Annotated in this window: 25 protein-coding genes and 2 riboswitches; of the genes, 17 read left to right on the top strand and 8 right to left on the bottom strand. The window is 42.1% G+C overall.

Going from position 1 to position 18,489, the window contains the following annotated elements:
- Nucleotides 1–99: 99 nt before the first annotated feature.
- Nucleotides 100–250, bottom strand: a riboswitch (FMN riboswitch).
- A 177-nt stretch (nt 251–427) separates the two neighbouring features.
- Nucleotides 428–1,789 (bottom strand): Nramp family divalent metal transporter, encoded by a 1,362-nt coding sequence (locus H525_RS0108535; RefSeq protein ID WP_027415865.1) that lies wholly within the window; start codon nt 1,787–1,789, stop codon nt 428–430.
- Nucleotides 1,790–2,364: 575 nt separating this feature from the next.
- Here H525_RS0108535 and H525_RS0108530 point away from each other — a divergent pair.
- Nucleotides 2,365–3,696 (top strand): MFS transporter, encoded by a 1,332-nt coding sequence (locus H525_RS0108530; RefSeq protein WP_027415864.1) that lies wholly within the window; start codon nt 2,365–2,367, stop codon nt 3,694–3,696.
- A gap of 55 nt (nt 3,697–3,751) precedes the next feature.
- Nucleotides 3,752–4,012: a hypothetical protein gene (locus tag H525_RS0108525; protein WP_027415863.1), complete on the top strand. Its 261-nt coding sequence runs from the start codon at nt 3,752–3,754 to the stop codon at nt 4,010–4,012.
- A gap of 747 nt (nt 4,013–4,759) precedes the next feature.
- Here H525_RS0108525 and H525_RS27165 read toward each other — a convergent pair.
- Entirely contained in the window at nt 4,760–4,996 is a 237-nt protein-coding gene (locus H525_RS27165) for a hypothetical protein (RefSeq protein WP_155837195.1), read from the bottom strand.
- The gene (locus tag H525_RS23350) at nt 4,993–5,652 is read right to left on the bottom strand and encodes an MFS transporter (protein WP_281172590.1); all 660 of its coding nucleotides are present in this window, start codon (nt 5,650–5,652) and stop codon (nt 4,993–4,995) included. The genes H525_RS27165 and H525_RS23350 overlap by 4 nt, the downstream gene beginning before the upstream one ends.
- Nucleotides 5,653–5,842: 190 nt before the next feature.
- On the opposite strand from H525_RS23350, the gene H525_RS0108510 reads away from it, so the two are divergent.
- Nucleotides 5,843–6,073 (top strand): hypothetical protein, encoded by a 231-nt coding sequence (locus tag H525_RS0108510; protein ID WP_027415861.1) that lies wholly within the window; start codon nt 5,843–5,845, stop codon nt 6,071–6,073.
- 66 nt (nt 6,074–6,139) lie between these two features.
- Here H525_RS0108510 and H525_RS27160 read toward each other — a convergent pair whose 3' ends face one another.
- The 3 genes from H525_RS27160 to H525_RS0108500 all read right to left on the bottom strand — a co-directional run bounded on the left by H525_RS27160 (nt 6,140) and on the right by H525_RS0108500 (nt 7,954).
- Nucleotides 6,140–6,451, bottom strand: a complete 312-nt coding sequence (locus tag H525_RS27160) for a hypothetical protein (RefSeq protein ID WP_155837194.1) — start codon at nt 6,449–6,451, stop codon at nt 6,140–6,142.
- 56 nt (nt 6,452–6,507) lie between these two features.
- Complete coding sequence (locus tag H525_RS29430) at nt 6,508–6,663, bottom strand: hypothetical protein (protein WP_155837193.1); 156 nt, start codon at nt 6,661–6,663, stop codon at nt 6,508–6,510.
- A 100-nt stretch (nt 6,664–6,763) separates the two neighbouring features.
- Complete coding sequence (locus H525_RS0108500) at nt 6,764–7,954, bottom strand: MFS transporter (RefSeq protein WP_051330905.1); 1,191 nt, start codon at nt 7,952–7,954, stop codon at nt 6,764–6,766.
- 184 nt (nt 7,955–8,138) lie between these two features.
- Nucleotides 8,139–8,200, top strand: a riboswitch (Fluoride riboswitch).
- A 77-nt stretch (nt 8,201–8,277) separates the two neighbouring features.
- Here H525_RS0108500 and crcB (H525_RS0108495) point away from each other — a divergent pair.
- From crcB (H525_RS0108495) to H525_RS26145, 4 genes are all read left to right on the top strand, one after another.
- Nucleotides 8,278–8,676: a fluoride efflux transporter CrcB gene (gene crcB, locus H525_RS0108495; RefSeq protein WP_027415859.1), complete on the top strand. Its 399-nt coding sequence runs from the start codon at nt 8,278–8,280 to the stop codon at nt 8,674–8,676.
- A gap of 3 nt (nt 8,677–8,679) precedes the next feature.
- On the top strand, nt 8,680–9,042 hold the full coding sequence (gene crcB, locus H525_RS0108490) for a fluoride efflux transporter CrcB (protein WP_027415858.1): 363 nt from the start codon (nt 8,680–8,682) through the stop codon (nt 9,040–9,042).
- A gap of 21 nt (nt 9,043–9,063) precedes the next feature.
- Entirely contained in the window at nt 9,064–9,720 is a 657-nt protein-coding gene (locus H525_RS0108485; RefSeq protein WP_027415857.1) for a DUF190 domain-containing protein, read from the top strand.
- A gap of 77 nt (nt 9,721–9,797) precedes the next feature.
- Complete coding sequence (locus tag H525_RS26145; protein ID WP_425387667.1) at nt 9,798–9,923, top strand: hypothetical protein; 126 nt, start codon at nt 9,798–9,800, stop codon at nt 9,921–9,923.
- On the opposite strand, the gene H525_RS29425 is transcribed toward H525_RS26145, so the two are convergent.
- Nucleotides 9,920–10,069 (bottom strand): manganese efflux pump, encoded by a 150-nt coding sequence (locus tag H525_RS29425; protein WP_425387668.1) that lies wholly within the window; start codon nt 10,067–10,069, stop codon nt 9,920–9,922. The genes H525_RS26145 and H525_RS29425 overlap by 4 nt on opposite strands.
- 214 nt (nt 10,070–10,283) lie before the next feature.
- Between H525_RS29425 and H525_RS23345 the strand changes: the two genes are divergently transcribed.
- The 10 genes from H525_RS23345 to H525_RS23330 all read left to right on the top strand — a co-directional run bounded on the left by H525_RS23345 (nt 10,284) and on the right by H525_RS23330 (nt 18,134).
- Nucleotides 10,284–10,817 carry an undecaprenyl-diphosphatase gene (locus H525_RS23345; RefSeq protein WP_051330904.1) on the top strand — a complete coding sequence of 178 codons (534 nt, stop codon included), beginning with the start codon at nt 10,284–10,286 and terminating at the stop codon, nt 10,815–10,817.
- Between the two features lie 268 nt (nt 10,818–11,085).
- Nucleotides 11,086–12,012 (top strand): manganese-dependent inorganic pyrophosphatase, encoded by a 927-nt coding sequence (locus H525_RS0108465; protein ID WP_027415856.1) that lies wholly within the window; start codon nt 11,086–11,088, stop codon nt 12,010–12,012.
- Between the two features lie 551 nt (nt 12,013–12,563).
- Nucleotides 12,564–12,698, top strand: a complete 135-nt coding sequence (locus H525_RS29420; protein WP_155837200.1) for a CorA family divalent cation transporter — start codon at nt 12,564–12,566, stop codon at nt 12,696–12,698.
- Between the two features lie 100 nt (nt 12,699–12,798).
- Nucleotides 12,799–13,446 carry a spore cortex-lytic enzyme gene (gene sleB / locus H525_RS0108460; protein ID WP_027415855.1) on the top strand — a complete coding sequence of 216 codons (648 nt, stop codon included), beginning with the start codon at nt 12,799–12,801 and terminating at the stop codon, nt 13,444–13,446.
- A gap of 422 nt (nt 13,447–13,868) precedes the next feature.
- A complete protein-coding gene (locus tag H525_RS25475) occupies nt 13,869–14,150 on the top strand; it encodes a hypothetical protein (RefSeq protein WP_027415854.1) in 282 nt (93 codons plus the stop codon).
- Nucleotides 14,151–14,382: 232 nt separating this feature from the next.
- Nucleotides 14,383–14,721, top strand: a complete 339-nt coding sequence (locus H525_RS0108450; RefSeq protein WP_027415853.1) for an ASCH domain-containing protein — start codon at nt 14,383–14,385, stop codon at nt 14,719–14,721.
- 194 nt (nt 14,722–14,915) lie between these two features.
- A complete protein-coding gene (locus H525_RS0108445) occupies nt 14,916–15,356 on the top strand; it encodes a universal stress protein (protein ID WP_027415852.1) in 441 nt (146 codons plus the stop codon).
- 32 nt (nt 15,357–15,388) lie between these two features.
- A complete protein-coding gene (locus H525_RS0108440) occupies nt 15,389–16,180 on the top strand; it encodes an enoyl-CoA hydratase/isomerase family protein (protein ID WP_027415851.1) in 792 nt (263 codons plus the stop codon).
- A gap of 231 nt (nt 16,181–16,411) precedes the next feature.
- Nucleotides 16,412–16,981: a ribonuclease H-like YkuK family protein gene (locus tag H525_RS23335; protein WP_051330903.1), complete on the top strand. Its 570-nt coding sequence runs from the start codon at nt 16,412–16,414 to the stop codon at nt 16,979–16,981.
- Between the two features lie 241 nt (nt 16,982–17,222).
- The gene (locus H525_RS23330; RefSeq protein ID WP_051330902.1) at nt 17,223–18,134 is read left to right on the top strand and encodes a cation diffusion facilitator family transporter; all 912 of its coding nucleotides are present in this window, start codon (nt 17,223–17,225) and stop codon (nt 18,132–18,134) included.
- A gap of 41 nt (nt 18,135–18,175) precedes the next feature.
- Here H525_RS23330 and H525_RS0108425 read toward each other — a convergent pair.
- Nucleotides 18,176–18,489, bottom strand: a 314-nt coding sequence (locus H525_RS0108425; RefSeq protein ID WP_211236966.1) for a hypothetical protein, incomplete at its 5' end; no start/stop codon positions are given.

The raw sequence follows: 18,489 nt of genomic DNA, 5'->3' as shown, positions 1-18,489 counted from the left end.
TGGAGACCTGCCTGTGTACCGGATTATCTGAATTGCCGTAAAATGGCAGTGCAAATAACGCTGGCAACACAAACAAACGGCTCTTTCCCGCCTGCAGCAATAATCCTTCTCCCATCCAGACTATACTGTCGGTCCCGGAATTGCACCGGGTCAGCATTGGTTATAAACCGCAGCTCACGGACTAAAGAGGCAGCATGGCCGCTCCTCTATCACCGCCGGTGGGGAATTTCACCCCGCCCCGAAGGATACTACAATGAAATTGTATTTTCAGTATAGCTCATGAACCGGTAAGTGTCCAATTGAACATGATTTAAATTCAAGAACAGTGTAACTATCTAAAATAGCCAATTAAACGTTCACAAGGAATGAAAATAAACAAGCAGCCGGTCTGCCTCTCTTAACCGGTTGCTTGTTTGCGTTTTATAGATTACAGGAAGAATGTGCCCCACAGTAAAAATACGTTGAGGCACGCGATTAGAATGGCAATAAACCAGGAGATCGATTTCAGCCACAGGGGGTTTACGAATTCACCCATTTTCTTTTTGTCTCCTGTAAACATGACGAGAGGGATGACCGCAAAGGAAAGTTGAAGTGATAAAATCACCTGGCTTAATATCAACAAATCTCCCGTCCCTTTTTCCCCGTAGAGGAGAGTGACAATAACGGCTGGAACAATGGCAATCAGCCGGGTAATCAAACGTCTCAACCACGGTTGTAAGCGAATGTTAAGAAATCCTTCCATTACAATCTGCCCGGCAAGTGTTCCGGTTAACGTGGAGTTCTGCCCGGATGCCAGCAGGGCGACGGCAAACAGAACACTAGCTATTCCACTGCCAATCAGGGGATTGAGCAGCAGGTAGGCGTCTTGAATGGAAGCTACACTCGTATGGCCGGTCTTGTAAAAGGTAGAGGCAGCCAAAATAAGAATCCCCGCGTTAACGAAAAGTGCAAGCGTAAGGGCAACGGTGGAATCGAGAGTGGAAAACTTAATCGCTGTGCGTTTTCCCGCCGGTGTATCTTCGTATTTTCGGGTCTGCACGATCGATGAGTGGAGATAGAGGTTATGCGGCATAACAGTGGCTCCCAGAATCCCGAGTGCAATGTACAGCATACTCGGGTTTGAAATGAGGCTGGAGCTGGGAATGAAGCCCTGTATTATGCTGCTCATCTCCGGTTTGGACAAAAATAACTCGACGGCAAAACAGCCCGCAATCGTGGAAATAAGAGCGATGACAATCGCTTCCATATAGCGAAATCCTTTGTTCTGTAGCAGTAGAATAAGCAAAATATCAAATGCCGTGAGGCAAACTCCATAAATAAGCGGAAGGCCAAACAATAAATTCAGTGCTATTGCGGAGCCGACAACTTCCGCCAGATCACAGGCAGCAATGGCCAGTTCACAAATGATCCATAAAAAGAAGGAGACTGGTTTGCTGAAATGATCGCGGCATGCCTGCGCCAAATCCCGTCCTGTCACAATGCCAAGTTTGGCAGCCAGCGCTTGTAAAACAATGGCCATTATGTTTGATAGCAGGATAACAGACAGCAGAGTGTAATTATACATCGAGCCGCCAGCGAGCGAGGTCGCCCAGTTTCCCGGGTCCATATAGCCAACGGCAACCAAATATCCCGGTCCCGCAAAAGCTAACAGTTTGCGAAAAAAGCCCACTTTGTTTGGGACGGGTACGCTTTTATGCACATCTTGCAGGCTTGGCGCGGAGTTTTCTTTTCTCCAGGCGTTCTGTTCCGGAAGAGAAAGATGTTCTTTTTTCCCGGTCAGTTCTAACATAGCTATCCCCTCCTTAAGACATAAGTGTAACTACGGCTTTCGTTAGCGCTCTAGCTTGGCACTGGACAAGTTTTCTATTAAACCAAAGAAATTAGTTTCAGCTATCAATGTTTCCCAAGGGAAACATTTTGCTAAAAAAATATTTCTCTACATTACTATGCAGGGAAATAGGAGATGGTTACATTTCGAAAAATCCTTATCTAAAGTATAGCACAGGTATACGCATGAGAAAATAGCCATTACCGTATAAATAACTTTTTTACACTGTGCAAATAGAAAATTCTAATTGGTCTATATGACAGTGTATTAGGATGATTAAATTATGGATTATACATATAAAACACTAATAATTGATTTGTAAAACTAAAAAGGTTATACTATACAAGAAATGACATGTCATTTTTCTTGTAATTGACCGAAAATTTTACCAATTGAAGGGTGGGATAAGAGAAAATACATCTGTGTAAATCTTGATTCGTTATGCGATTTGTTTTATGAGTTAAAGATTAAAAGATTGGGGTAGTTTGTGGGAGTGGTAAGTAGAAGGTAGATAGAAAGAGTGAGGGGGCAAATTAATGAAACGTAATTTTCGCCATTTAATTATGGGCATGATTGTTTTTATGACCGTTATTAACTATATTGACCGTGGAGCTATCTCCTATGCCCAGGAATCTATTATTAAGTTGTTTCATCTTAATCCAAAGTCATGGGGAGAGGTTTTAGGATACTTTGGGTATGGATATATGTTCGGTGCTTTATTTGGGGGAGCGCTTTCTGATCGAAAGGGACCTAAATTTGTCTGGTTATTGGCAGGAACGGCCTGGTCGATTTTTGAGATTGGAACCGCTTTTGCCGGGAATATAGGGCTTGCCTTATTCGGTGGTTCCGCTTTAGCTGGTTTTGCACTATTTCGTATCTTATTTGGTTTGTCGGAAGGACCTATATTTTCTACTATTAACCGTACGATGGCTAACTGGGCGGCCCCAAAGGAAAAAGGATTTGCCGCTTCTGTCGGTTTGCTCGGCACCCCTCTTGGCGCGTTATTAACGGCTCCTGTTGCGGTTGCCCTTCTTTCTATTACAACGTGGAAAATTATGTTCGTGATTCTCGGGGTCATCGGACTTATCTGGGTATTGGTTTGGGGCAAATTGTTTACAAATTTGCCGGAAGAACATCCGAGTGTATCCAGGGAAGAGCTTGCAGAAATTCGCTCGTCCAAAGATTTGCTGCAGTCGGAAACAACGCTTAAAGAATCGGAAGAAGCTCATGTTCCCTGGTATGATTTCTTTAAAAATCCGACGCTGATATTTAATGCAATCGGTTACTTTTCTTTTCAATATGTAAACTTCCTGATTCTTACATGGACGCCGAAATATTTGCAGGACGTGTTTCATTTTAAACTGGCTTCTCTCTGGTATTTAGGTATGATCCCATGGATCGGTGCAGTATTTACAGTACTTATCGGCGGAAAAGTCTCGGACGCGCTGCGGCGCAAAACGGGAAGCCTCCGGATTGCGCGTTCAGGGCTTGCGGTTGTTTCTCTCCTGTTAACCGCTGTTTGCTTCCTGTTTATCCCGACCGTTCATAGTGTTGGAGCGGTTCTCACGTTAATGGCTATCGGAAATGCGTTTAACTTCCTGCCGAACTCCGTATATTGGACCGTTATTATTGATACAGAGCCATCTAAAGCGGGAACATTCGGTGGAGTGACTCACTTCTTTACCAATATTGCGACGATTGTTGCACCGACCTTAACAGGTGTTCTTGTCGCAGGCAGCGGGTATAAAGCAATGTTTATTGCGGCTGCTATTGCGGCCGCAATCGGAATGCTTTGCATGGTTTTTGTGAGACCAGGGAAAACATATGTAAACAAACAGATCAACGGTTCCTATACAGTTGTTGAATAACCCCCGCTTCGCGGGGGTTTTCTTTATCGTTAAGGAAAGTATATGTTGCTTTACAGTGTTAAAGCAACATATACTTTCCTCCATAAAGGCTTTAAAAGTAGCTTTAAGAGCTGGGGGTGCAGCTCTTGGTGAAGTAGTTAGCTGGTTTAGTCCAAGGACGGGTATTTGGATCAGATATAACTCTATTAAACTAGCAGACTTTCTTGATACAACCGTTACTTGGACTGAAAATGCTCTGGCTTCTGGAATACAAAAACTTGGTGCTCCACCGGATGTAGCAAAAGAAATTGCAAAATTCTTAGTATCTCTACTTTAATTATATGCTAAAACAACCAACCTAAATTTTGGTTGGTTGTTTTAGCATATAGCAAGGGTAACGTATAAAGTTTGAGTTTTGATTAGCGGTAGTAATCTTACTTTTTTTCTTTCTTATGTGTAATTAAATTACCCAATACATCTAAAATAGGTACAATAGCGCTTAGAATTAGTATGGATAGGTTTCGAATTCAATACCTTTCAAATTTTCAATTGTTAATTTAATAAACCCAAAACATACACTAAACTGTAACAAGTAAATAAAAAAATTATATGAAAATTGAGAAATATTGGGAAACCAAAATTTATTCATTAACCTCAAAATTAATGTAATAAAACTGATAAAACAAATGATAACTAAAAATATACAAACAAACCACGTGAATGAATCCCAAGTTCTAATACGGATATCTAATATACTGAATGCACCACTAATTAAAAAAAACCAAAGGGAACTTACTAAACTAATGGCAAACAATATAACCAGTCCTGTTCCACATATAACAGTCAACTTAGCTAAGGTACTTAAACTTTTAAATGAATGCCCCGGTTTAGTGAACTTTGAGTTTTTATCTTCCTCCAAATCATGTAACCACCTTTTTTTTACTATTTTACCACATAATGTTATCATAGTTCCATTGATCTTTAAATTCAAAAAGACATAGATTTATTTCAAGACATATACTAAAAAACGGTTTATAATACTAAAAATGTAATGCTTCCTTTTGTATGAAAAATATGGTGAGGATTATGAGCTTAATTGCCCGGAAATTTCTCTGCCAATTAAACTTCCACTCATAAACAGCAGCAGGGACAGTACATAACAACAGGCTGTAAAAATACTGATGGACAGGAAACCGGCTATGTTGGTATAAAGTATTCCGGCAATATAAGCCCCTAACGTTGTGGCTCCGTACATGGCGGCGCTGGCAAGGCTGGCGATCGTCCCTCGTGATTGGACGGAAAGTGATTGCAAGATCGTCAAGGGAACAAGTATGTATATAATTGCGAGAGTAGAATTCCGACAGTCAACGCCCGCCAGTGCCCAATTTTCTGCGTGAAAGTTCCACCGTAGAAGCTTCCCACTGTGTTTCCGAGTCCTGGAAAAATCATTACCGTTCCTATTCCTGCACTGCTTAATTCATATTTGTCGGATAGCCATGGGCCAATAAACGAGAAGGCGGCAAAATTTCCTGTCTGGAACACAAAATACGCAAGGAAGGCTTTTTTTGCTCTTCCATCGGCCACCAGTGTGCGGTAACGTTTAAAAATAGCAGGTTTACGGTTTTGAAGTGCGGGAGGTGAGTGAGGTATAAGAACTAAGATCAAAATAACGAGAATAATTGCCCCGCATCCAATAACAAAAAAAGGAGTGGGCCAATGGGCTGCGGCCAGGTAGCTGCCAATAGGAACGCCGAGTGCCTGCGAAGCAGCAAGACCTGCCGTTGCCACTCCCATTGCTTTTACCATCTTATCGGGAGGAACTAAGGTAGCAATCGCGGCCCATACCTGTGGGGCAGTGAAGGCAGCACTCATTCCTGCGAGAAAACGAAATAAAAACATAGACCAAAAACCGGATGCGAATCCGCATAGGAAGGTTCTTCTACAGATAATCTGAAGCGTGACTGGTATATTTGGCACCCGGGAAAAATGGGCAGGTATGGTAGACGCGTTTGAGCCATGACTTGATTCAGTGTCTTTTTTCTGCTTAATTTATTATTAGTAAGCCCTTGAAAAAAGCCGGATGTGTGAAATCCAGGTTTGCATTTCAACACGGGAAAGGGTACTATACTAGCATTCAGACTATCGACAAATAAAGGAGGCTGCAAAGGTGGAGGAGAATATGTCAACCCGGACTAGGGACCATCAAAAGATGGCGATGAAAGCGGAAGTGAAAATTCTACAGGAAGTGCTGCTCAAAGATCCACGCGGATTTTTTTACGTAGATTATCTTAATATGGTAAAAGAGGCGATTGATAAGGATCCTTCTCTTCGTGAACCGAGTAGCGTGACGAAACAGGAACTTCAGAAAAAGTTAAATCATCATATTGCATACCGTTAATAATCGGAGAGAGGTGGGGAGAAATTAACCCCACCTTTTTTAACGTTAAGGAAAGTATATGTTGCTTTACAGTGTTAAAGCAACATATACTTTCCTCCATGGGTCACCTGAGAAAAACTCGCGGGAGTGTGCCGAACGTTGCTTTTTCGATGTGGAGCGTGTGGCCGGAAGGTCGATCAGACCGACAATTGTCTCCATCATTGAGGTACCCGGATGTTTTGTCGGTCCGACCTTCCGGTCACTAAGCGGCCGTTTCGCTTCCCTGCAGAAAAAGGACGAGCGGCAACGCCCGCGAGTTTTTCTCAGTGGGGCTGTCCCAAAAGTAGTTTTTCTACTGGGGGGTAGCCTCTCATTCGTTAATTTTTGCTCACTTCGCAAAAAAAAAAACAGTCGGGCACAGAGTTATTTCTGCCCGACTGCTCTTCGGCTTTGGTCTACTGCCGCCTTTGTGCAGAAAGGAAGTCCTTGCGAATTTGCTTCACCGCTTTCTTCCAAACAAAGGTATACCGATTGGCATCGGCTTCGATTTTTGTCCCGTCGAGAAAGTAGTGTTGCAGTTTGACATAGCCTTGTGGAATATTTTTCGTCAATGCCTTGGCATACTGTCCTTTGGGAAAAAAAAAGCGACTCCTTAGTTATTCTCATGACTTTTTCGACAGCCCCATGCAATCATCACAAATAACCATCCGTCTAAATTCGGAAAACTACCATCAAAATAGCAGCTGCAATCGCAAACAAACTGCTCACACCAAAAGTAGCCAAGGGGCCATAAGATTGCCACAAAAAACCGGCGGCAATGCTTGCCGGTAATGCTGCTATCCCTGTTAAGGCATTGAAAGTACCCATTGCCGTTCCTCTTTGTCCTTCTGGTACTAAATCGGCGATATAAGCTTTTTGAATTCCTTCTGTTGTAGCATAATAAAGTCCGTATATAATAAATAAAACCCAAATCCAAGTAGCATTATTCGCAATGCCGAATCCAAAGTAAATGAGGGCAAAAATTAAATACCCGGCTACCAAAACAGAACGCCTGCCAATACGATCAGACAATATTCCCGCAGGCATAGCAAAGAGGCTGTAGGTTAGATTAAAGGCAAAGTATGCAAGTGGAATTAAGCTTGGCGCCATTCCGGCATTTTGTGATTGCAGAATGAGAAAAGCGTCAGAAGAGTTTCCTAACGCAAAGAGTGTGGACACCAGAGTAAACCATATAAAACGCCTGCCTAACCCCTTAAAGCCAATCTTCGGCAGCCTGGAGTTGCTTTTCCGCTGTACCTGTTTCTGTTTTTCTTTTAAGAAAAAAACGAGTAGAATAATGGCCAAAATCCCTGGAATCGCCGATATCCAGAAAACGATACGATAATTATTGTGAAACCATGTTAATATCCAAAATGCCGTAAAAGGCCCAACGGCTGCTCCAAGTGTATCAAGGGCCCGGTGAAAACCAAAGGCTTTACCGCGTTCTTCCTTGGTCACTGAGTCTGCGATAAGCGCATCCCGCGGAGCACCGCGTACTCCTTTCCCAAACCTGTCAGCAAATCGAACCGCAAGAACTTGTCCCCAGGACGTGCTTAATGCGAAAAGCGGTTTTACGAGGTTGGAGAAACCATAGCCTACTATCATGAGGGGCTTTCTTCTCCCAAGCCGGTCAGAAATCCAGCCGGAAAACAGTTTGAGTACACTCGCAGTACTTTCTGCAATTCCTTCAATGATACCAACCTCTGAGACTTGAACGTGGAGTATGGAAGTAAGAAATAGTGGGAGAATGGGAACAATCATCTCGCTGGATAGATCGGTAAATAAACTTACTAAGCCGGTGACAAAAACGACTGGATGGATGCCTAAAATCCCCTTTTGTCCGTTTTCTGTGTCAGTTTTCATGGTTTACCTCATATCTTAAATTAACTGCTATAAATTATTTCCCTTACTTTGAATGTAACCAAGAGTATGAGATGATTTAATTTTTGTCAAGAGCAGACATCGGGGTTGAACTTATTTTAATTTGAAAGTCGTAAAAATATAATCTGTAATTGATTTTTCTTTTGTACTTGGGTATTATTAGCATAAACCTATAGGTGATGGAGTTCGCCATAACCGCTAATTTTAGCTAATGACTCCTACCAGATCATTTTTCTGGTAGGAGTTTGTTTATTTTTGGGTAACATTTACAAACATGTTGTCGACAATAAGAAGGGTGATTGCACATGATTTATTATTTTGTTGGGATTGGCGGAGTGATTGGCGCTATTTGCCGATTTTTGCTGGGAGCCTGGGTTGGGGGGCACGAAAACTATTCTTTTCCCTTTCCTACGTTGGTTATTAACCTGATAGGCTGTTTTGTTCTTTCTTTTTTCTATACACTCACCACTACACGAATTACGGTCCATCCGCATTTTCGAACCTCGTTTGGCACAGGGTTTGTTGGTTCCTTCACTACCTTTTCTACATTTAGCCAGGAGACCAACACACTCTTTATTGCCGGCCATTATTTAACTGCGTGTGTCTACATAGCGGCAAGTCTGCTCGGAGGTTATTTATTTACATTTTTGGGAATTTCATTAGGCGAGTATGAAAAAGCGGAAATACGACAGGAAAGTGAGTAGAAAATGGATATATTTTTAATTGGCCTCGGTGGTTTTATCGGCGCCATCAGTCGTTTTGTTGTTGTTGAAAGTGTGGGGAAGAGAACATCATCGCCCTTTCCTTTTGGAACTTTAACGGTTAATCTTATCGGTTCATTTTTGCTGGGGTTTCTTTACGGCACTAAACTTAATCACCATGTAACAGCAATGTTAGGAGCTGGGTTTTTAGGGGCGTTCACTACTTTTTCCACCTTTCAATACGAAAATGTTCAATTGGGCAAAAAGAAAAATTGGAAAACTGTATTTCTTTATGTGGGGGTCAGTGTGATAGCCGGGATTTTATTGGCGGCACTCGGGTTTTTTCTTGGAAATGAATTGAAAAAATAGGGAGGCGAGGGAGGAATAAAAATGACGAAATCGGCTTTATTGAAAGTGGTGCTGGGTGAATTTCAAGAAGGTGAAACACAATGGAGGTTGTTATACCAGGATATTGTCCAACTGTTATGGCGTGAGGGCTTTTCCGGCCTCACCGCTTGTCGTGCGGATGAAGGACTTGATGAAGAGAATCGCCTACGCTCTTTAGTTTTAGAAAATATCTCATTTAATAATCTTCCCATTGTCATTGAGACTTTCGAGAATCAGGATAAGATTCAGGCTGTTTTACCAAAGTTAAAAAATAAAGGGTTTCATGGCCGAATAGTAATCATGCCCGCTTATAGCCTTTTTGAGGAGGAGGATTCGATGCAAGATCATGATTTTCTTATGCTGAAAATTTATGTGAAGGAAAAGTCTAATTGGTTGGGAAGAACCTTGTATGAGGAACTTCTTGAGTTTTTGCAAAAACACGACTTAAGATGGTCAGTTTTAAGCCGTGGAATCGAGGGATTCGGCAGAGATCATGTCATTCATAAATCCTCATTATTTTCCTTATCCTCACAGGTTCCGGTGTTAATTGAATCGGTAGGAAAAACCGATGTGATTAAAAAGCTAATCCCTGAACTTAAGAAGAGAATCAAAGACGGACTAGTGATAACCATTCCGGTCGATGTGGAATTGGATAGTTGAACGGCTGGGCAATACTTAGCAGTAAAATTTGACGTAGACTAAAACAAAAAGGATGGTAAAATAATTTTGCAACCGGAATGGGCGCTGGCCAAATTAAAACCGGGGCTGTGGCTCGTTCCGAGCGGGTTTCAAAATACAATCAGTTTTTACGAATCGAAGAAGAGTTAAATTCTTTACGATTCGATCATCCATTTGCTTATTAAATTGAATAAAATTCCCATCTTTGCCGTACCCATAAAATTATTATACCCCCAATGACTTCAGCATAGCTTCCGAAAAATCGGCCAATTTTCTTGCCGATATAAAGACCGGTTGCCGTTAACAATCCACTTGACACACCAAAAAAGATAATTGTAATTTACACCGGACTATGAGAGGTTCCTAATCTTAGCCCGACGGAAAAGGAAAGTATTGTTTCCAAAGACCTCCATCATTCGTCTTATCCTTTTGAAGCTAACTTCAAAATGAGACCAAAATAAAAACTTTTTATGAGTTAATGAACTTCTTGAGTCATTCATTAGTCTTTTTATTAGAATTGAGTTTAAAGATGGTTGGAGGAAATTATGGATTATCATTTATTTATGTTAATAAACGGTCTTGCTGGGAAAAATAGTATTACGGATGGGATTATGAAAGGCTTCACATCTTATGGCCCTTATGTATTTGCGCTGATATTACTTGTCATGATTGTCTTTTCGAAATCCAAAGTAGTGAGAATAGCCGGATTAATCGGGGGTGTTTCTGGAGTAATTGGATTGGGGGCAAATTTTATTATCGGGCATATTTTTTATCGTTCCCGTCCTTTTATAACACATCATGTTCATCTTTTATTATCCCATGCACCTGATTCTTCGTTTCCGAGTGACCATACCACAGGGGCTTTCGCAATTACATTTGCTTTATGGCGATTTAATTCGATGTTAGGAAAAATATGTTTATTTATCTCGATCATGATTGGAATTTCACGTATATTTGTTGGCCACCATTATCCTACAGATGTAATAGGAGGATTTGTAGTTGGGGCAATCTCGGCGCAGATTACCTTGCAAGTATTCTCCAATTTAATGAAAAGAAGAAAGGCTTATTTGGAGGGTTGACGTCCGAGGTCGTTTTATTTTCCCTGCCCTATGTTCTTGAAGTACTTCCAAATCCTAAAATGTTATTAGCAAGAACATGGGACAATCGGCAGGTTGGTCTGTAGCAGAGAGGGCTTTGATGTATTAAATATAATTAGAATTTACGCAAAAGTGCACAATATTCCCATTAAATGAATGGGAATATTGAAAATTTCACGGTATAATCTAATTTGCAAATAACTTTCTATGGAATATGGTTTCGCTAAAACAATGAATAAGGAGAAAAATGATGGAGAAGATACTTGTTTTCGGGCATAAAAATCCAGACACAGATTCGATTTGTTCTGCCATTGCGTACGCCGAATTAAAAACGAGGTTGGGACTCAATGTTGAACCTGTCCGTTTAGGGAGCATTAATGGGGAAGCGCAATTTGCATTGGACCATTTCCAGGTAGAGGCACCTCGCCTTGTTGAAACGGTAGCAAATGAAGTGAATGCCGTCATTCTCGTCGACCACAATGAACGCCAACAAAGTGCGATCGATATTGATCAAGTTCGCGTGTTAGAAGTAATTGACCACCACCGTATTGCAAATTTTGAAACAAGTGGTCCTTTGTATTATCGTGCGGAACCGGTCGGATGTACAGCGACGATTCTAAAAAAATTATATAAGGAAAACGGGATTACTATCCGAAAAGAAATTGCCGGTTTAATGTTATCTGCGATTATTTCTGATTCTCTTCTATTCAAATCGCCGACTTGTACCGAAGAAGATGTGGTGGCAGCTCGTGAGTTGGCTGAAATCGCCGAGGTGAATGCCGAAAGCTACGGTTTAAACATGCTGAAAGCCGGTGCCGATTTAAGCAATAAAACGATTAGCCAACTGATTTCCCTTGATTGCAAAGCATTCCAAATGGGCAGCTTCAAGGTTGAAATTGCGCAAGTAAATGCTGTGGATACGAAAGATGTTCTTGCACGCCAATCAGAATTGGAGGAAGCCCTTTCAAATCTTATCTCGGAGAAGGGATTAGACTTATTTGTCTTCGTTGTGACAGATATTTTAAATAATGATTCTGTTGCATTAGCTCTTGGCCGCGCAGCAGATGTTGTTGAGAAAGCTTTCAATGTTACGTTGGTCGAAAACAAAGCCTTTCTAAAAGGCGTTGTATCGCGCAAATTGCAAATTGTGCCTGTACTAACCAATATTTTGAACTAACTGTATACGTTAAATAAACTCCTTCTCTAGTAAAATAAAGTTGTTCAAAAAAGCATGGGTGAAAAGTAGGAAAAATATCTAATTTCATTTATGGTAAGCTATTTAGTGTCTGTTAAACAAGCAATCTCATTAACTGGACAGTTCAGCAGATCCTAAGTAGGGGTATCGCCAACATTTGTACCACCCGCAAATTAATTATGAATTAAACTTTTAGGCTGGATAGCCTTTTTCAATGGTTTAGGTCAAGATATGATACAGACGATATTACCTATTTTCTATTCTACTGTACTGTACTGGGCTTAAGCAAAGAAACAATAGGACTATATTATGCTACAACCGAAGGCTCGTATAGTACTCGTATAGTACCTGACAATAAACGTGGAAACTGCATACCGACTATTAGGTATAACGACATTGCCCGCAAACATTAGCGCAGATACCTTTGGGATAAAATTTTGAATGGAAGGGAAGATTACATAATTTAAGGCAGATCGTTGAGGCGGAAGAAATCGTGATAAAGAAAATTGGCCGTTCCGACGTTCCTTTTATTAATGAAGACGCAGGGTGGCATGAATTTTGATATGCCCGAAGTAAGATGGCGGTTTGGTTATGCTTATGTCCTCCTTCTGCTTCTGACTGTCGGTCGTTCGATTGTCCTTTATTTCAAGGAAAAAGGTTGGTGGTGAACCCGAATAGCATGTACTTCCTTTCTTTCCTATGATCTCAGATTGAATCCGTATTTTGTCCTCTATAAAATGAGGAAAGATAGAAGGAGGTCTGAGCAAAATGAAAAAATTTACTTTGGTCCCTATTCTATTGGGTTTGTTAGTGTCCTTTTCTTTTATTCCCATTGGTAAAGTGGAAGCTGCCACGCCTGCTCTCAGCTACGGAAGTAAATCAGGAGATGTTTGGGACCTGCAATTTCGCTTACGTACCCGCGGGTATTTCTCCGGGAAGATAACAGGTGTTTATGATACACGCACGGCGGCAGCGGTTCGTAATTTCCAGCGCAATTACGGGCTGAGAATCGATGGAATAGCCGGTCCGCAAATGCGGGATAAGTTAAAGAAAGTTTCTGTGAATGCATCGGAATTAGATGCTCTCGCCAGGCTTGTTTACAGCGAATCACGTGGTGAACCGTTTGTAGGACAAGTAGCTGTAGCATCTGTCGTCATGAATCGCGTTCAGTCCCACGTATTCCCTGAATCTGTGAAAGGTGTAATCTTTCAACGGTGGGCATTTACCGCGGTTGATGACGGCCAATACTGGCTTACACCTAATGCGGAAGCCTATAAGGCCGCATTAGAAGCTGTTCGTGGATGGGACCCTTCCCATCATTCGCTGTATTATTTTAATCCGGCTACAGCCACATCCGGTTGGATTTGGTCCCGTCCACAGACAGTGAGAATTGGGCACCATATTTTTGCCCGCTGAAAACGATATGCCAATGTGGCGAACCAAGCCCAAATTAACTTTGACAATTCATTACGAAGATAGCCCGTATCACTTTTGCTTCTATAGTGATGACGGGCTATCTTTTTTGATTTACCCTCAACGTTCATGGAATGGGCCATTTTTCTTTTTTGCGAGATCTTTCCTTACGGGTAAGTGTAATCTAATCTGTCCGTGTTCTGCCAAAAAGGGAGACCCTGTCCCCAAACGAAAGAGAAGCACGGACAGTCAACGCTTCCCCGCAAGGGAAAACTCGCAAAAATACAACGGATTTCGATGCGTCCCGTAGCGTTGTGGCATACTAACAGCAACCTGAGAATACATTTTATACAATTGGCAATCATGAATTTCATAAAGCCTGGTTCGATGAGACAGGAAAAAGAAATGAGAAAGCTTTCCCAAACGTGGAAACGGAGCAGGATTCGATCCGACGATTCCTTGATTTTGCGGGGTATCATCAATTGTTCTATGATAAGTGGATCAAAGGCTACCATTTTATTTTTTTAGGGTCCGAACAATACAGGCAGTCCAATCCATATAATTATGAAGATGCGTACTTATCGGACGAGCAGTTAGATTGGCTGCGGACAAAGCTTAAAGAAGGAGATAGGAAGCGGCCAACCTTTATTTTTCTGCATCAGCCGTTACCCGACACCGTTTCAGGTTCTTTTTGTTTGGGGAAATAAAAGGGCAGTTATTCAGCATGCCAAATTAAAAAGCATCTTCTCCAGGCATCCAGAAGTGATCTTCTTCTCAGGGCATACCAATTGGGAACTGACGATTCCCGGGGCACTGGTTCGTGATACGTTCACATCCGTTTCAAAGCAGCTAAAGCAATGAAGCAATAAAGCACAGGTATTAAACGGTTTTTAACGTATAATTAAGATATAAATGTTATTTAAAATAGGAGTGTGTTCTATGAGTGAAAATTTACCGCCGAAAACGTGTTCGATTGACCGTATGATTACGCAGCTTGAGGATGTTAAGCTTGTGATGGAAGGAAAGAAAACCGCTACGCGCCGAAACGGCCGTTACGCTGACCCTGGTGAAATTATGGAGCTGGGGGGAAAAAGATACAAAGTGACCAATGTATATCGGCAGCTTATTGGCGAACTTACCGATGCGGATGCAGAGCGGGAAGGTTATCAAGACGTGGAGACATACAAACAATACATATTGTCCATGCACCCCGGAATGCCGTGGATGCCGCAAATGCCGATGTGGGTGCATGAATTTGAAGAAGAAAGACATGATTGATTCTTTTCACCATTGCCCAAATGGTGCGAGGCCCGCTTCCTGTTGAGGAAACGGGCTTTTGTTAATGATGATAAACCTGTTAAAGGGTTAAAAGGCCGAATGTAGAATAAAGTATGGATGAGTATTATGAGTATACGTGCATACTTCTTGGTAATGGGTATATTACATTATTACAGTTGAGGTGGATAAAAGAAATGGCGAAAAATATTTTAGTTCCAACAGATGGTTCGAAACACGCAAATCACGCGCTTCGAACTGCCATTGCTATGGCAGAGGCGTTTCGCGACAGCATCATACTTTTGACCGTTCAATCGGATTATACGATGATTCACACAGGGAGATTTGTTACCGATAAAGAAATTGAAGAGTACGAGGCCGATTTGGGCCAGGAAGCTCTTCAATCTGCCATTGAAACGCTAAAGCAATCCGGGGTTCCTTTTACTTCTAAGGTGCGTATCGGGATTGAAAAAGATGAAATATGCGGCGAAGCAAGGGATGGGGATGTCCGCTGCATTGTTATGGGCTCACGCGGAATGACTCCGGTTATAGGCGGTGTGCTAGGGAGTGTGAGCTATGGGGTGCTCCATGAAGCGCCGTGTCCGGTTATGATTGTGCCGTCTGATTCCAATCAATAAAAATTGATGATACAAAGAAACAAGGTGATTACTTGAAAATTGAAAATATTGTATTCGACGATGGAGCTAAAATTGTCTGGCAGGAAACAGCAGGAATTTCGATTGTTACGATAAAGAGGGAAAACGTAAAAAATGCAATGACCCCGGTCATGTGGCAATCACTCGCCAATATTGGCCGAAAAATTGAAGACAATAAAAAAATTAAGGTCGTCATTCTCCGTGGAGAAGGACAGCAATTTACAGTCGGTTCGGATATTAAAGCCTTTCACACGATGTCGATTCAGGAGGCGGACGCGGCTTTTGGGTATATGGAGGAGGCGATTACCACCTTCGAGTATTTACGTATTCCCACAATAGCCGTGATCACCGGTCCGGCTTTGGGAGCTGGGCTGGAACTGGCCCTATCCTGCGATTTGCGGGTTGGGACAAAAGAAGCGACCATGGGGATTCCGATTGGCCGTTTAGGCATTACGATCAGCCAGCGGTTTGCGCAGCGTTTGGTCAATCTGATTGGACCCAGCCGGACAAAGGATTTGATTTTTACCGGGCGTTTTTTTAAAGGAGAAGAAGCGTATCAACTCGGTTTGCTCAATTATATAACGGCTGAAGAAAACGTGACGGATTTTGTACTGAATCTGGCGGAAACCATGAAGAAGGCTTCCCCTAATTCACTTCAGGCGGCCAAAGAATCGGTTGCCCGCTGCGTCCCCTTTACGGAAGTGGCTTTCGGGCACCGGGGATTTCCACAGTATGTCGACCCTGTGGATTTTCCGGAAGGGGTAGCGGCCTTTATCCAGAAACGTGAACCGCGGTTTACGAAATAAACGGCTTTGCCTATCCTGAAAACATTTGTAAAATCTTTATAAAACGTTTAACTTCTTTCAATCTGCAAAACATAGAATATATACAAGACGAATTATCGGTGAGCTTGTAGAGAGGGAAAGCCTAATGGGTAAAGATTGATCCCCCTCTTGTTGACAAAATAGACGATTCCCAAACGCAGTGGGGATGGTCTTTTTTATTACCTAATACTTGGATCAGGAGGTTGTCTGTTGATGAGAAGCAAACGGCCCTGTCCGGAGGAAGGTGCTTTCTATAACACAAGCGAGCGCTTTATCGGATTTGAAGAAGTGTTTCAGCGGATTTTGCGATTTGTGGAGCAGGAACCGGCCGCCCGTTATGCGATGGCGATTGGAACAGATTCTCAAGTGTATCAGAAGTATACAAAGTTTACCTCAGCGATTCTTGTCCATCGAGTGGGAAGGGGGGCGTGGGGATGCCTGCGGGATTACATTGTACCCCGGAAAATGAAAAGCCTTCGTGAGAAAATATCGCTGGAAACAACGCTAAGCGAGGAAATTGCCTGTTATTTCACAGCGGATAGGTTGGATGCGATTACTGATATATTACTGCCTTATGTCGATAAAGAGGCTGATTTTAGTCTTTCGATTCATCTTGACATTGGGACAAATGGAGCTACGAAAGACTTAATTAAAGAGATGGTTAGCCGGATAAACGCGATCGGATTTACCGCGAAGATAAAACCGGAGTCGTATGTTGCCTCAAGTTATGCGAACCGGTTTACCAAGGTTCAGTCCGGGCTTAAAGTCAGTTCGAATATGTGAGGATAGATAGAATGGAAGGCCGTTGACGGAGGTTTAGTCGACGGTTTTGTTTTTTATGAGAACGATTCGCATTTTTAGCGATAATAACTATCATTTTCGGTTAAATAACCCCATTTATAGAAACTGATACTCATTATCTCTGTATATCTTGTCATATCTTAAATTTACTCTTGTTTTCTTTTGAAAAAGCGATTAAGATAGTGACGGGATAGGAAAAACGTAAAAGAGGAGAATTCAAAAAATGAAGGATCATGCGCATTATACGCCACAGGGAAATGAAAAACGTCTTCGTTTGTCTGCGTTGATTACCGTGTTCATGTTTGTGAGCCAATTAATTGGCGGGCTTGTGACAAACAGCCTCGCGATTATGTCGGACGCCTGGCACCTGATGAGCGACATGCTTGCTCTTTTCCTTAGCTGGTATGCCATACGGCAAACGATGAAACCGGCGGATGATACACATACATTCGGGTACCATCGGTTTGGAAGTTTGGCTGCGCTTATCAATGGACTTGCGCTGATTGGCATTTCCCTGTTCATTGTGTACCAATCGGTACTCCGGTTTTTGCACCCGGCTCCGGTTCATTCCGCGGGAATGATGGCGCTCGCCGGCGTTGGTTTTATTGGCACATTTATTATTGTGCTCGTGTTAAAGAGCGGGGGGGACAATATCAACGTAAAAAGTTCCCTTCTCCATTTTTTGGGAGATGTATTTTCTTACCTCGGAATTCTTGCCGGAGGGTTGCTCATTGGGCTTACCGGCTTAACCTGGATTGACCCGCTGTTAAGCAGCCTGTTTGCCGTTATTATTTTGAAAAATGCATGGACAATTACAAGAGAAGCCGGCCTTATTCTGCTGGAAGCTGTCCCGCAGGAAGTATCGATACAAGAGGTAGAGGAACGCCTTCTGCAGGAAGAGGATATCAAGAAAGTTCTTGACCTGCATATTTGGAGCCTTTCAAACGAACATCTGTCTCTCAGCGCCCATATCCAGATTGCAAATATGGAGGTAAAAGACACGGCAGCGCTGTTAAACCATATTGAAGAGGTTCTATTTAAAGAGTTTAAAATAGCCCACACAACGATACAGCTTCAGACCGAGGGCATCTACAGAAACCAGAGTAAAAAAATGAACATTCCACAGGTACATTAACATGCCAGTGGAATGTTCATTTTTTTTCTTAGACGGCTTAACTAACACAATCGTTGATTAAGCCATTTTTCTTCTACGCATTTAAGGTATTGGTCTGGATCTCTTTTAAATTGAAATCGTTGAATATGCTCTTTTGTTCTTTCTTCCCATTTTTTCATTTCATTGATGTAGGCATCAAAAGGTACAGTAGCTAATCTTGAGAGAATACAAGGATCTGAAATTGCATCTTCAGCAAAAACGATATATTCACCGTGCCGCATTATGTAACGATTCCAAGATCTTAACCCCGTTATACGACGGTGCCTACGCTTTATGGTACGGAAGAAAAGTTCATGATCATTATTTGTTCTTGGCA

The organism is Aneurinibacillus terranovensis DSM 18919, from assembly GCF_000430625.1.
GTDB classification, from domain to species: domain Bacteria; phylum Bacillota; class Bacilli; order Aneurinibacillales; family Aneurinibacillaceae; genus Aneurinibacillus_B; species Aneurinibacillus_B terranovensis.
Note: the sequence above shows the minus strand (reverse complement) of the source record. Positions and strands in the feature narration are given on the sequence as shown.